The following is a 13,655-nucleotide window of genomic DNA, read 5'->3' as shown; positions in this document are numbered from 1 at the left end:
CCGGGGGCGCACAGCGCGACGGCGCGTCCGGTGGCGGACGGCGTGACCCTTCACGCCCGCACCGTGCACTCGAATGCAGGATGTGATGGCCGAAAAGATCCGGAAGGATCGATGCCGCCCCGGCGAGACGACGACTCGGTGGTTCAGCGACCGTCATCGTCGTGGAATTTCAGATCATCTGCGCAACGCGGGGCATTCACGGATTCGGTGGTCTAGGAGTGCCATGACGATGTCGGCTGGCGGTGTGCCGCACGCGAAAGGCCCTGTCGTCGCGGGAGACGCCGGGGTGACGTTCGCCTTCCCCGCGTCCGGCCCGGCGGAGGAGGCGGCCCGCGGTGCGGTGGTGCGGGCCGCGAACCACCTGCTGGCCCGGCAGGACGCCGGGGGATGGTGGAAAGGCCGGTTCACGACGGACGTCGCTTATGACGCCCACGACCTCTTCCTGCGCCACTTGCTCGGAGTGCTGGACGAACGTCTGGCGAAGGCGAGCGCACGGTGGATCCGCTCGCAGCAGAGCGCGGACGGTTCCTGGCCCCTCGTCTTCGAAGGCGAGGGACATCTGGGAACCACGATCCAGGCGTACGTCGCGCTCCGGCTCGCCGGGGACGGTCCGGACGAGGAGCACATGCTCCGGTGCGCGGCGTGGGTACGCGAGCGGGGCGGTGCGGCGGCCGCCCAGCTGACGACGCGGGTATGGCTCGCCCTGCTCGGCTGGTGGAGCTGGGACGATCTGCCCGAGGTCCCGCCGGAGATCATCGCCCTGCCCAAGTGGGCGCCGTTGAACATCTACTCGTTCAGCTCCGTCATGCGCGTGGCGCTGGTCGCCATCAGCGTCATCAGCACACATCGCCCCGCACGGCCGGCTCCCTTCGCCATCGACGAGCTCTTCGCTCCGCGCGGCACCTCCGCGGTCGCGCCGGCACCGGACAGCGGCCGGGAGAGGGTCTTCCGGCGTCTGAACGCCACGGTGCGCGTGTGCTCCAAGGGCATCCCCCGCCCGGTACGCGAGGCGGCGGCGAACGCCTGCGTCCGCTGGCTCCTGGAGCGTCAGGAAGAGGACGGCAGCTGGGGGGCGTGCACCCCCATGACCACGTGGGTCGTCCTCGCCCTGCACCTGCACGGCTACCCTTCGGACCATCCGGTGCTCAAGGCCGCCTGGGGCTTCCTGGAGGACTGCGGCGCGTGGCCGGAAGACGGTGTGCGGGCCCTGCACACCGTCCACAGCCCGGTGTGGGACACCTGCCTGTCCGCCACCGCGCTCCTCGACGCCGGCCTGGCGCCCGGTCATCCCGCGCTGGTCAGAGCCGCCGACTGGCTGCTCACCCGGCAGGCCGACCGGCCCGGCGACTGGGCCGCGCGGCGGCCCCGGCTGTCTCCCGGCGGCTGGGCCTTCCAGTTCCACAATCGGACCTATCCGGACAACGACGACACCAGCGAGGTGGCGCTCGCCCTGCACCGTGTGGACCATCCCGATCCGACCCGGGTCGACGACGCGCTGGGCAGGGCGGTGCGGTGGTGTCTCGGCATGCAGAGCCGCAACGGCGGGTGGGCGGCCTTCGACGTGGACAACACCAGTACCCTCCCCGCCAGGCTCCCGTTCTTCGACTTCGGTGAGTTCTGCACCGATCCGCCCACCGCCGACATCACCGCCCACGTGGTGGAGATGCTGGCCGCGCTGGGAAGGGCACGCGACCCCCGCACCCGCCGTGCCGTCCGCTGGCTGCTCGAACAGCAGGAGGCCAACGGCGCCTGGTACGGACGCTGGGGGGTGAACTACGTCTACGGCACGGGAAGTGTCCTGCCCGCTCTCGTCGCCGCCGGCGTTCCCCGCGGCCACGCCGCCGTCCGGCGCGCCGTCGCCTGGCTGACGTCGGTACAGAACGCGGACGGCGGCTGGGGCGAGAGCTGGGAGTCGTACGCGGATCCGGCCCGTGCCGGCCGTGGCCCGTCCACCCCTTCGCAGACCGCCTGGGCGCTGCTCGGACTGCTCGCGGCCGGAGAGCGCGACAGCACCGTGGTGCGGGACGGGGTGCGCTGGCTGACCGAGCGGCAGACGGAGGACGGCACCTGGGAGGAGCCGCACTACACCGGGACGCTCGTGCCCCGGGCCGTGGCCGCGCACTACGCGTACTACGGGCACGTCTTCCCCCTGATGGCGCTGGGCCGTTACGTCCGGCGCACGGGCGACGTATCGGTGGGCCGGCAACGGAACGAAGCGACGGAGCCGGACCGATGACCGGCCTCCCTCTGAAAGGCGCCCTTGCGATGACTGCTGAGACACTGGCGGTGGAGTCCGACTTCTTCGCGCCACGCACCGCGATCGACGATCTTCTGTTCGAGTTCCTGACGGAGAAGGCACGGACCGCTCCCGTGCCCGGCCAGTCGCCGCTCATCCTGATGCTGCGCGACTTCATCTCCGGGGGAAAGAGGGTGCGTCCGCTGCTGTGCGTGACCGGATGGATCGCGGCAGGCGGGCAGGGCGACGCCGCGCACGCCGTCAGGCTGGCCGCGTCCATCGAGCTGGCCCACACCTGCGCGCTCATCCACGACGACATCATGGACGCGTCCGACAGCCGCCGCGGGCGCCCCACGGTCCACCGGGCGCTGGCCGACCGGCACCACGTGCCGCGGCTCGCGCAGCAGTACGGGACCGGCGGAGCGATCCTCCTCGGCGACCTCGCCCTGGTCTGGTCGGACGAGTTGCTGCACACCACGCCCATGCCCGACGCCCACCGGGCCAGAGTGCTGCACTGCGTCGACCTGGCGCGCAGCGAACTGATCGCCGGCCAGCACCTGGACCTGCTGACCACCGGCAGGCTCCACGCGAGCGTCGAGACGCTGCTGAGCGTCATCCGCTACAAGACCGCCAAGTACACCATCGAGCGCCCCCTCCAAGTGGGGGCTGCCCTCGCCGGTGCCGGCCCGGAGGTCATGAACGCCTGCAGCGCCTACGGGATCCCCCTCGGGGAGGCCTTCCAGCTCCGGGACGACATCCTCGGGGTGTTCGGGGACCCGGACCGGACGGGCAAATCCCGCCTGGACGATCTGCGCGAGGGCAAGTGCACCAGCCTCGTCGTCCACGCGCTGCGGGTCTGCGGACCGACGCAGGCCGGCCGGCTGCACACGCTGATCGGCGACCCCGACCTCGGGGAGCAGGAAGCCGCGGAGGTCTGCGACATCCTCACCAGCACGGGAGCCCGGCGGGCGGTCGAGCGGATGATCGAGGAGAGGTACCGGCAGGCCCTGGACTCCCTGGCCCTGGCGCCCTTCCCGGCCTGCGCCGTCCGCACGCTGAAGGACGTCGCGGAGGCTGTCGTACACCGCACGGCGTGACGCCGGACCGGCCGCCGGCCGGCACCAGGAGATGCCCCGGCCGTCCACCGGCCCGGCCCACCAGGGAGGTAGGGATCCACAGTGATGACCACGACCGCACCCGCGGCGGTCCTCCAGACCGCCTGGCATGAAATCCGGTTGAGCTGGCTGTTCATCAGCGCCGACCGCTGGACCACCGTCTTCCCCGCCACCTGCTTCGTGACGGCGGCCGTCGTCCACGCCCGGCTGCCCCCGTCCGAAGCCGCGATCGCCCTGGTCTGCGGTGCGCTGTACTTCTGGCTGTTCGTCTACGAACACACTCTGGCCAACCAGCTCGTCGGTGTCGAGGAGGACCGCGTCAACAAGCCGTTCCGCCCGCTGGTCACCGGCCAGAGCAGCATCCGGGGCGCCCGGCTGCGCCTGAACGCCGTCCGGGTCCTGTTCCCCGTGTACGGGTACTGTCTGGGCGTCCTGGAGTGGGCCCTGATGTGGCAGATCCTCTCCCTGCTCCAGCACGAGTACCGCTGGGGCCGGCACTGGCTGGGCAGGAACCTCTACGCCGGCGCCGGAGTCGTCGCCCAGCTGGCCGCCGCCTGGGAGATGGTCACCACCATGTCGCCGGACGCCTGGCGCTGGATCGTGACCCTCGCGATCACCGTGACCCTGCTGATGTCCGTCCAGGACCTCCGCGACATCACCGGCGACCGCGCGGTCCACCGCTCCACCATGCCGCTGGTCTTCGGCGAGAGACCCACCCGGGTCTTCCTGTGCGCCGGCTTCGCCGTCGGCCCCCTGGCCATCCACCACTTCCTCATGAAGCCCGCCGGACCGCACTGGTGGATCATCGCCACGGACGTCGTCCTGTGCGGTTGGAGCCTGCTGCTCTCCGTCCGGGTGCTGCTGGCGCGGGGCCGGGAACAGGACCAGCGCAGCTACCGCCTGGTGGAACAGTGGTACACCCTCGCCCTGGCCGCCTCCGTCTACACACTTCGCTGACGAAAGGCCCCCGACGTGACCGCAGAGGCCGCGCAGCACGTGTGCCGGCAGCCACGCCTGCGCATCAGTGGCGTCTGGAAGGCCTACGGCCGCAGACAGCTCCTGCGCGGTGCCGACCTCGACGTGCCCGCCGGGACACTGGTCGGCGTCGTCGGCGAGAACGGCACCGGCAAGAGCACACTGCTCCGGATCGCCATGGGACACCTGGCGCCCGACCGGGGCACGGTGGAGCGCGCCGGCAAGGCGGGGTACTGCCCGCAGCACGCCGTGCTGAACGACTCGTTCACCGTCATGCAGCACCTCCGCCTCTTCCAGGCGGCCTACCGGCTGCCGACCCTCGCACGAGCCCACGAGCTGATGGACCTCCTGGCGTTCGCCGACAGCGGCCGGCAGCGCGCCGGGGAGCTCAGCGGAGGCACACGACAGAAGCTGAACCTCCTGCTCGCCCTCATGCACGATCCACAGCTCTTGGTGCTCGACGAGCCCTACCAAGGGTTCGACTGGGACACCCACCAGCGTTTCTGGTCGCTCGCCGCCCGGCTGCGCGACCAGGGCAGGTCGATCGTCGTGGTCTCGCACCTGCTGCACGATCGGCATCACTTCGACGCGGTCGGCCACCTGCGCGACGGCCGTCTGGACATGGAGAGAACCACCCGATGACGTACCGGCCCTCGGCCTACACCGAGATGCTGCGCTGCACTCTCCTCGGTCACCTGCGCAGCCGTATGGCCGTGCTCCTGGCGGTCGCCTTCATCCCCGCCTGGATCATGGTGGCGCGGCTGTGCGCGCCGGACCGGACGCTGCGGTTCTCCCTGGAGTCCGCGGGCACCGACGTCCTCGCGCCGGCGAACCATGTCAGTCAAGTGGTGAACGCTCTCGCCGCCGTCACCCTGGTCACGGGTTTCTCGATGTTCATGGAGACCTTCAAGGCCGGGGAGACGGACCGCCGGCTGGTGCTGGCGGGCTATCCGAAGCTCCGGATGCTGCTCGCCAAGGTCACCGCGGTCGCCCTGGTCACCGCGCTCATCGCCGTGTACACCATGGCCGTGCTCGGCAGCTCGCTGCCGGTGAACCAGCTGGGCCCGCTGGCCCTCGCGGTGTTCGGCGCCGGCCTCGCCTACGGCGGAATCGGTCTCCTGCTCGGCTCGTTGGTACGCGGCGAGCTGGAGGGCTTCTTTCTCGTCATCATGCTCAGCCTGGTCGACACCGGTCTGCAGAACCCGGTCCTGAACGTCGCCGACCTCACCGGCCTGAGCGCGCTTCCCCTGTACGGCGCGTGCCAGTCGGCGCTGGCCGCGGCCTTCACGTCCTTCACCCCCTGGTCCTACGGGCTGCTGTCGCTCGCCTGGTCCGCCGCGACCAGCGCCCTGGCCCTGCTCGCCTTCCATGTGCGCACCCGCCCGCACTGCCGGATCGCCCCCGAGGTGCTTGCCGGAACACCGCACCCATGACCACGGGCGTCCCCGCGGGCCCGACCCCCGTGTACCGGACAATCGCGCCGACGCGCGGGCGCCGCGGCCAGGGGAGCGGCCATACTGGCCGACGTGCGCGTTGCGATCATGACGGCGGGTTCCCGGGGCGACGCCGCCCCCTACACCGGGCTCGGGCACCGGCTGGCGCTGGCCGGGCACGAGGTCACGCTGGTCACCCACGGCCGCTTCGCACCGCTGGTGGCGGGGTCGGGGATACGGTTCCACGCGCTGCCGGTGGATCCGCTGGCGGAACTCCGGTCGCCGCGCGGCCGGGGCCTGCACCGCAGCGCCAGCGGGGCCGGGAAGCTGGTGCGCGTGGTGGATCTGGCACGGCGCCTGGTGGGGCGGATGACCGAGGACCTGCTGGACGCGGCGCGGGACAGCGAGGTGCTGCTGCTGTCCGCCTCGCTGGCCCCGCTCGGGCACACGATCGCCGAGGGACTGCGGCTGCCGAGCCTGGGCGTGTATCTGCAACCCCTCGCCGCCACGCGGGAGTTCGCCCCGCCGGTGCTCGGCGGCGGCGCCTGGGGCGGGCCGGTGAACCGGCTCGCCGGCCAGGGGGTGGGTCTGGGCGTGGAGCATGTCTTCTCCGGTGCCGTGCCGGCGCTGCGCGAGCGGCTCGGCCTGCCTCCGCTGGGCACCACGGCGGCCCTGCGGGCCCGGGAGCGGCGGCGCTGGCCGGTGCACCACGGTTTCAGCCCCCTGGTGGTGCCCCGGCCCGCCGACTGGCGGGCGGGCCTGGAGGTGGGCGGCTACTGGTGGCCGTACGACACCGAGAGCCGGCTTCCCGGTGAGGTGGAGGAGTTCATCGACGCGGGGCCGCCGCCGGTCTTCGTCGGGCTGGGCAGCGCCACCGTGCCGGACGCCGGGCGGCTGAGCGCGCGGGTGGTGGCGGCGCTGCGGCGGGCCGGGCTGCGCGGGGTGATCCAGCGCGGCTGGGGCGGGCTCGCGGCCGACGGGGACGACATGCTGACCATCGGCGAGGTGCCGCACTCGCTGCTCTTTCCGAGGATGGCCGCCGTGGTCCATCACGCGGGCGCGGGCACCACGGCGGCGGGGCTGCGCGCCGGGGTGCCGGCGGTGCCGGTGCCGGTGCAGTTCGACGCGGGTTTCTGGTCCGACCGGCTGGTCGCGCTGGGGGTCGCCCCGGCCGTCGTACCGCTGCGCCGGCTCACCGTGGACGCGTTGGCCACGGCACTGGTACGGGCCACCCGGGACCCGGCGTACCGACGGCGCGCCGGGGCCCTGGGCGCCGGGATCCGCGGCGAGGACGGCACCGCGCCCGTACTGAGCGCCCTGGACCGGCTCGCCGGCTGACCCGGACCCACCGCCCTCAACCCCGCACCCGACGGCATACCGACACCTGGGCTTTCCGGATCCGGGGCGAGCACGGCGCCGCCGAGCCCGGAGCATGGAACGAGCACGGCGCCGCCCGTGCTCGCCGACCGGGCCCCGACCAACCGTCCGCATCGCGCCCGGCCCGGACCGCCCCGGGCGTCAGCCGGTGGTCAGCACCATGCGGAAGCGTGCCGCGCCGGCCAGCATCTTGTCGTACGCCTCCCCGGCCCGTTCCAGCGGCACCGTCTCGGTCATCGGGCGGATGCCGTGCAGGGCGCTGAAGGCCATGGTGTCCTCGATGTCCCGCGCGGTGCCGGAGGGGTGCCCGCGGACCACCCGGCCGCTCATGATCAGTTGCACCGGGCTGATGCCCAGCGGTTCGGGCGTGGCGCCGATGACGGTCAGTTCGCCGCGCGGGGCCAGGCCGTCCACGGTCGCGGTGATGGCCTCGGAGCTGCCGGCGGTGGCCAGGACGGCCTTCGCCCCGCCGAGGGCGGCCAGCGCCTCGGCCACCGGGGTCGCTGCCGTGCTGTCGACGTAGTGGTGGGCGCCGAGCCGCTTGGCGAAGTCGGCCTTCTCGGCGCCCCGGGCGATCGCCACGGTCTCGAAGCCCATCGCCACCGCGTACTGCACGCCGAGGTGGCCGAGGCCCCCGAGGCCGAGCACCGCGACCAGGTCGCCCGGCTCGGCCGGACCGCGCCGCAGCCCGTTGAACGTGGTCACGCCCGCGCAGGCCAGGGGCCCGGCGTCGGCGGCCGAGAGCGCGTCGGGGATCCTGGCCAGGGCGTCGACGGGTACGGTCGTCCGCTCGCCGAAGCCGCCGTCGTAGGCCCAGCCGGGGACCTTCAGGGCGGCGCACACGATGAAATCGCCCCGGCGGCAGGACGGGCAGTGCCCGCAGGAGCCGCCGAACCAGCCGACGGCCACCCGGTCGCCGACGCTCCAGCCGCGTTCCCGGGTGCCCTCGCCCAGTTCCTCGATCCGCCCGGCGATCTCGTGCCCGGGGACCTCCGGGAAGGTCACGTCCGGCAGTCCGCCGCCGACGAACAGCGCGTCGCTGTGGCAGACCCCGCACGCCTCCACGGCGATCCGCACCTGCCCGGGTCCCGGCGGCCGGATCTCCCGCTCGGCGAGTTCGAAGGTGCCGTTGGGTTCGGTCACCTGGGCGACGCGATAGGTACTCATGGCGCTCTCCGGGAATCGGGGCGACAGCCTTCATCCCCAGCAGACCAGCTCCGGGCGGATCACGCGCGCCGAGCCGGGCCGCACCCCCGCCGGCCTGCGCGGGTCCCGTCTCAGGGGGCTCCGGGGCGCCAGCCCTCCGGCCGGAGCATGCCCAGCAGCAGCCGGACCAGTTCGTCCACCACCTCGTCCAGCGTGGCGTCCACCCAGCCGGCCGTCCAGTCGTGCAGCAGCCCGTTGACGCTGCCGATGAAGGCCGTGGCCGCCAGGCGGTAGTCGCGCGGCGCCGCCTCCCCGCGGGCCACGGCCGCGTCGGCCTCGGCGCGGATCAGGTCGACCCAGCGGGCGCGGCGGGCCAGCCGCTGCTCCTCCAGCCGGGGGCTGACCCCGATGATCTCCATGAAGGCGATGCGGACGCGGCGCGGGTCGGAGGTGATGGCGCGGGCGTAGGCCCGGAAGAGGGCGGTGGCGCGCTCGGCCAGCGGCAGGCCGTCCACGTCGGCGAGCGCGTCCAGGAGCGCCTGTTCGGCCCAGCCGTTGACCTCGAGGTGCAGCGCGGCCAGGACGTCCTCCAGGGTGCGGAACTCCTCGTAGAACTGGCGGGTGGACAGGCCGGCGGCCTGGCTGAGGGCGGCGACCGTGGTGCCGCGGTAGCCGGGGGTGTCGCCGAACAGCCGCAGCGCCGCGTCGAGGAAGCGGCGGCGCCGCTCGGCCTGCCGTTCCTCGGCGGACCGGCCGCCGTAGCGTCCCGTCGGCGCCCTGAGCCTGCCGCCCAACGTGTCCCCCTCCGTCGCCCCGCCGGCCGTCCGTGGTCGTGCACGGTCGTCCAATCTTGTCGTGCACGCATCTTGTCGAGAAGGCCGCCCTCTCCTTACTTTTCAGTAAGTTCACTGTGAATGCGGCCGTGTTCAGATCCCCGGACTTCCCCCCCGACCTCCCTTGAGGAAAGAGAGCCGTCATGGCTGCCTCCAGAACCAGGCACCTGTGCTCCGTGGCCGTCGCCCTCGCCCTGGCCGTCGCCGGGCCGGCGGCCTCCGCCTCCGCGCGTTCCGCCGCCCCCGACGGCCTGCGCGAGGTGCTGTTCGTCGGCAACAACTGGGACGGCACCGCCGATGTCATCCGGTCCTCCGGCGACTACGCGAAGATCGGCCGGATCAGCGTCGTCCCGGACAAGGACGCGCGGATGGCGGAGATCAACGCGGACCCGGTCAAGTGGATCTACTTCCAGGCGATCCGCAACAGCGTCGGCGAGGGGCACGACCAGTTCGCCGACGACATGTACTCCACCCCGGACGGCCGGTCGGTGGTGGTGTCCCGGCCGAGCTTCGCGGACGTGGTCTCCATCGACCTGGCCGACGGGACGGTCAACTGGCGCTTCCCGGTGGCCGGTTACCGCGCCGACCACATGGCCGTCTCGCCGGACGGCACCCGGGTGGCGGTGTCCGCGTCCACCGCCGACACCGTGCATGTGCTGGACATCGCCACCGGCCGGCAGCTGGGGTCGTTCAAGACCGGTGACAAGCCGCACGAGAACGTCTTCAGCAAGGACGGCAAGTACATCTGGAACATGTCCATCGGCGACGTCAACACCGACCTGGACGGACCGGGCTGGGACTGGACCAAGGGCGACCGGCACATCACGGTCGTGGACGCCACGACGTTCCGGCAGGTCAAGGTCATCGACATGCGGCAGCGGCTCGACGCGTTCGGGCTGAAGGACTTCTCCGACGCGGTCCGCCCGGCCGTGTTCTCCCCCGACGAGTCCAAGCTCTACTTCCAGGTGTCGTTCTTCAACGGTTTCCTCGAGTACGACGTCACCACCGACAAGATCACCCGGATGAAGACGCTGCCGAAGAACCCGGCGACCGGCGAGGACCGCACCACCTGGGTCAACGACTCCCGCCACCACGGCATTTCGATGAATCCCGCGGGGACCAGGCTGTGCGTGGCGGGCACCATGGACGACTACGCGACCGTGGTGGACCGGGCCTCGCTCCAGGAGGGAACGCTGGTCCCGGCGGCCAAGCCGTACTGGGCGACGGTCAGCGGGGACGGCAAGGACTGTGTCGTCTCCGAGAGCGGCGCCGACCAGGTGACGGCGATCGACTTCGCCACCGGGCGCAAGGTGGCGTCGATCACCGTCGGCGACCACCCGCAGCGCGTCCGGCTGGGCCATGTGCGCGCCGACTGGACCGGCCCCGGCGGCAACTGACGCACCCTCAGGCCGTGGTCTCCGGGGTGCCCCACTCACCCCGGAGACCACACCGCCCGCTACTGGAGAAGTCGAAGGCGCCCGGTCCTGGGAAGGACCGGGCGCCTTCGCTCCGCAGGGATCGCGGTGTGTCTCTTCGGCGGCCACCGCACCGCCCGACGGGTCACGGGACCAGGATCACCTTGCCCGTGGTGACGCGCTCCTCGAAGGCCCGGTGGGCCTCGGCGGCCTCGGCCGGCGGGAACACCGGCCCGAGGACCGGCTTGATGGTGCCGGCCGCGGCGAGCTCGAAGGCGGTACGGAGCAGCCGGAACCCGTACTCGGGCTGGATGAAGACGCGCGGGCCGGAGCCGGTGACACTGACGCCGCGCACATGGACCTGTTCCGGGTCGAACCGCGGGACCTTGCCACTGGCGGTGCCGAAGACGACCATCCGGCCGAAGGCCATCGCCGGCAGGCCGAAGGCGGCCCGGGAGACCTCGCCGCCGACCGCGTCGAGGACGACCTGGACGCCGGCCGGGGAGACCTCGCGAACGCGCTGCGCCCAGTCGGCCTCGGTGTGGTCGAAGGCGTGGTCCGCGCCGAGCTCGCGGGCGAGGGCCGGCTTCTTCTCGCCGCGCGCCCGTGAGCGAATGGCGGAGGTGGACCGGCTGGTCTCCGCGCACAATGTCCGGACCGGCGACAACGTCGGCTGACACCGTCCCCCGCCGGTCCGGCCGCGGTGGGCGCGCGCCCGCCGCGGCCGGACCGGGCACCACCGCCCAGGAAGGAGCGCCACATGCTGGGTGTCACCAATCTGCCCACCTACACCCTGGGGGCCCTGCTCATCATCCTGCTGCCAGGACCGAGTTCGCTCTACACGCTCTCGGTCGCGAGCCGCCGGGGAGTGCGGACCGGCTACCGGGCGGCCGCCGGCATGTTCATCGGCGAATGCCTGCTGATGCTCCTCACCTCGGCCGGGCTGGCCTCCCTTCTGAAGGCCAATCAAGTGGTCTTCTCCGTGGTCAAGTTCGCCGGAGCCGGGTATCTGGTCTGGATCGCCATCGGGATGATCCGCGCCGCCGTGGCCGTGTGGCGCAACCGCTCCACCCAACGGCCCGCTCCCGACGGCGAGCCCGCCAAGGCCGAGCACCCGTTCCGCCGCTCGCTGCTGATCACCCTGCTCAACCCCAAGGCGATCCTGTTCTTCCTCTCCTTCTTCGTCCAGTTCGTGGACCCCTCCTACCCTCACCCCGCCCTCTCGTTCGGCCTGCTCGCCCTCGTCTACCAGGCGATCAGCATCACCTACATCTCCGTCCTGATCCTCGGCGGCACCTATCTGGCCGCCCAGTTCCGCCGTCACCGGCGCCTCTCCGCCGGCCTGACCGTCGGCTCCGGCGCCCTCTTCCTCGGCTTCGCCGCCAAACTCGCCACCGCGGGCGGCTGAGGCGGCAACCCGGACCGATCCCTGAGGGTCGACCCCCAGGTCCTGTCGTGCGGGATGCCCCGGCGGCGGAGCCGGGTGCGGATCGCTTCCGAGCTGTCGCCCTTCTCCCCAGGACGCGGTCGGGCCGCACGCGGGGTCGTCCCGGTCCGATCCGGGGCATCCGATTCGTCTCCATCACGGCGGTGAACCGCGTGCGGTTGTCGGTGTCGCCCCCCCGTCACGACGAACGTTGGTGTCGCCCCCCGTCACGACGAACGCGAGCGGACGGCCCCGCCCGTCACAGGCCAGGTGAATCCCGCTGGTCGGCCCGCCTCCGGATCGGCCGAGTGCCGGGGCGCGGAGCTCCCCTTTCCGGCCCCGGCCGCATAACGCCCGGGCACATCCCGCCAGGTCGGTCGGCCCGCGCCTCCCGCAGTCACCACGACCGCCGCCGAGCCCCGGTGAGCCACCCGGCGGCCGGCCCGTCCGTGCCGGTGCGGGGGATGCCCGGATTGAGCCTGGGCACCAGGTGTCATGTCCTTGAGACGGTGCCGTACGACGGAACGGCCGCGCGGCACCGCCGACCGATGAACGTTCAACGAGAACGGAGCGGGCGATGCGTGAGATTCTCGCGGCGCTGGACCGGTGGTACGCCGCCCGGCTGCCGTTCGGGCTGGCCACGGTGGTCGAGGTCAGCCGCAGCGCGCCCCGCGGACCCGGCGCCGCCATGGCGGTCGGCCCGGACGGCGAGGTGGTCGGCAGTGTGTCCGGCGGCTGTGTGGAGGGCGCCGTGTTCGAGCTGGCCCAGGAGGCCGCCGAGACTGGTACGGCCCGGCTGGAGACGTTCGGGTACAGCGACGAGGACGCGTTCGCGGTCGGGCTGACCTGCGGCGGTGAGATCACCGTGCTGGTCCGGCAGGTGACCTGGGCCCGGGATCCGGCGTTCGGCGCGGTCGCCGCGTCCGTGGCCGGCGGCGAGCCGGTCACCGTGGCCACCGTGGTCGACGGGCCGGCACCGCGCGGGGCCACCCTCGCGGTGTGGCCGCGGACGGCCGCCGGCGGCCTCGGCACCCGGGGGCTGGACGCGGCCGTCGCCGCCGACGCGCGCGGCGAACTCGCCCTCGGCGAGACGGGCCTCAGGCACTACGGGCCGCACGGGGAGCGGCGCGAGGACACCGTCACCGTGTTCGTGCAGTCCTTCGCGCCGCCGCCGCGCATGCTGGTGTTCGGCGCCATCGACTACGCCGCCGCCGTGGCCCGGATCGGGGACTTCCTCGGCTACCGGGTGACCGTGTGCGACGCCCGCCCGGTGTTCGCCACGCCCCGCCGGTTTCCCGAGGGCGTGGAGGTGGTCGTGGACTGGCCGCACCGGTATCTGCGCGACACCCGCACCGACGCGCGGACCGTGATCTGCGTCCTGACCCACGACCCCAAGTTCGACGTGCCGGTGCTGCGGGAGGCGCTGCGGCGCCCGGCGGCGTACATCGGGGCGATGGGCAGCCGGCGCACCCACGACGACCGGCTGCGCCGCCTGGTCGAGTCCGGCCTCTCCGACACGGAACTGGCCCGCCTGCGCTCCCCCATCGGGCTGGACCTCGGCGCCCGGACACCGCAGGAGGTCGCGGTGTCGGTGGCGGCGGAGATCGTGGCGCTGCGCTGGGGCGGCACCGGCGCGCCCCTCAGCCGCACGAGCGGGGCGATCCATCCGCGGGCGGCGGGCTGACGGCCGCGCGGCGGC

The 13,655-nt window shown here is 72.9% G+C and carries 12 protein-coding genes and 1 pseudogene; 9 read left to right on the top strand and 4 right to left on the bottom strand.

The annotated features are described in order from the left end of the window. The first annotated feature begins 223 nt into the window (after positions 1–223). The 6 genes from shc (at position 224) to HB370_RS35850 (ending at position 7,097) form a co-directional block, all read left to right on the top strand. Entirely contained in the window at positions 224–2,236 is a 2,013-nt protein-coding gene (gene shc, locus HB370_RS35875) for a squalene--hopene cyclase (RefSeq protein ID WP_051815530.1), read from the top strand. A 29-nt stretch (positions 2,237–2,265) separates the two neighbouring features. Continuing rightward, positions 2,266–3,333: a polyprenyl synthetase family protein gene (locus tag HB370_RS35870; RefSeq protein WP_030779905.1), complete on the top strand. Its 1,068-nt coding sequence runs from the start codon at positions 2,266–2,268 to the stop codon at positions 3,331–3,333. An 84-nt stretch (positions 3,334–3,417) separates the two neighbouring features. Continuing rightward, the gene (locus tag HB370_RS35865; RefSeq protein ID WP_030779908.1) at positions 3,418–4,308 is read left to right on the top strand and encodes a UbiA family prenyltransferase; all 891 of its coding nucleotides are present in this window, start codon (positions 3,418–3,420) and stop codon (positions 4,306–4,308) included. A 57-nt stretch (positions 4,309–4,365) separates the two neighbouring features. Beyond that, positions 4,366–4,968, top strand: a complete 603-nt coding sequence (locus HB370_RS35860; RefSeq protein ID WP_030779911.1) for an ABC transporter ATP-binding protein — start codon at positions 4,366–4,368, stop codon at positions 4,966–4,968. Beyond that, positions 4,965–5,759, top strand: coding sequence for an integral membrane protein (locus HB370_RS35855; protein ID WP_030779914.1), 795 nt, complete (start codon positions 4,965–4,967; stop codon positions 5,757–5,759). Before HB370_RS35860 ends, HB370_RS35855 begins: the two co-directional genes overlap by 4 nt. 108 nt (positions 5,760–5,867) lie before the next feature. Further along, positions 5,868–7,097 (top strand): glycosyltransferase, encoded by a 1,230-nt coding sequence (locus tag HB370_RS35850; RefSeq protein ID WP_030779917.1) that lies wholly within the window; start codon positions 5,868–5,870, stop codon positions 7,095–7,097. Between the two features lie 180 nt (positions 7,098–7,277). Here HB370_RS35850 and HB370_RS35845 read toward each other — a convergent pair whose 3' ends face one another. Together HB370_RS35845 and HB370_RS35840 are read right to left on the bottom strand one after the other, a co-directional pair. Then, complete coding sequence (locus HB370_RS35845; RefSeq protein ID WP_030779920.1) at positions 7,278–8,303, bottom strand: alcohol dehydrogenase catalytic domain-containing protein; 1,026 nt, start codon at positions 8,301–8,303, stop codon at positions 7,278–7,280. Positions 8,304–8,413: 110 nt separating this feature from the next. Further along, a complete protein-coding gene (locus tag HB370_RS35840; protein WP_030779923.1) occupies positions 8,414–9,076 on the bottom strand; it encodes a TetR/AcrR family transcriptional regulator in 663 nt (220 codons plus the stop codon). A gap of 182 nt (positions 9,077–9,258) precedes the next feature. On the opposite strand from HB370_RS35840, the gene HB370_RS35835 reads away from it, so the two are divergent. Beyond that, positions 9,259–10,512, top strand: a complete 1,254-nt coding sequence (locus tag HB370_RS35835; protein WP_030779926.1) for a YncE family protein — start codon at positions 9,259–9,261, stop codon at positions 10,510–10,512. Positions 10,513–10,675: 163 nt separating this feature from the next. Here the strand turns inward: HB370_RS35835 and HB370_RS35830 are convergent, their stop codons facing one another. After that, positions 10,676–11,179, bottom strand: a complete 504-nt coding sequence (locus HB370_RS35830; protein ID WP_051815532.1) for a zinc-binding dehydrogenase — start codon at positions 11,177–11,179, stop codon at positions 10,676–10,678. A gap of 111 nt (positions 11,180–11,290) precedes the next feature. Here HB370_RS35830 and leuE point away from each other — a divergent pair, with 111 nt between their 5' ends. Beyond that, positions 11,291–11,938: a leucine efflux protein LeuE gene (leuE, locus tag HB370_RS35825; RefSeq protein ID WP_030779932.1), complete on the top strand. Its 648-nt coding sequence runs from the start codon at positions 11,291–11,293 to the stop codon at positions 11,936–11,938. A 237-nt stretch (positions 11,939–12,175) separates the two neighbouring features. Here the strand turns inward: leuE and HB370_RS42185 are convergent. Next, a pseudogene (locus tag HB370_RS42185) lies at positions 12,176–12,295 on the bottom strand (IS5/IS1182 family transposase); the annotation flags it as partial. Between the two features lie 238 nt (positions 12,296–12,533). On the opposite strand from HB370_RS42185, the gene HB370_RS35820 reads away from it, so the two are divergent. Then, positions 12,534–13,640 carry an XdhC/CoxI family protein gene (locus HB370_RS35820; RefSeq protein WP_030779935.1) on the top strand — a complete coding sequence of 369 codons (1,107 nt, stop codon included), beginning with the start codon at positions 12,534–12,536 and terminating at the stop codon, positions 13,638–13,640. Positions 13,641–13,655 lie beyond the last annotated feature (15 nt).

The sequence above is a fragment of the Streptomyces sp. DSM 40868 genome (assembly GCF_011820545.1).
Lineage (GTDB): Bacteria > Actinomycetota > Actinomycetes > Streptomycetales > Streptomycetaceae > Streptomyces > Streptomyces eurythermus.
This window is presented reverse-complemented; position numbering and strand designations above follow the sequence as displayed.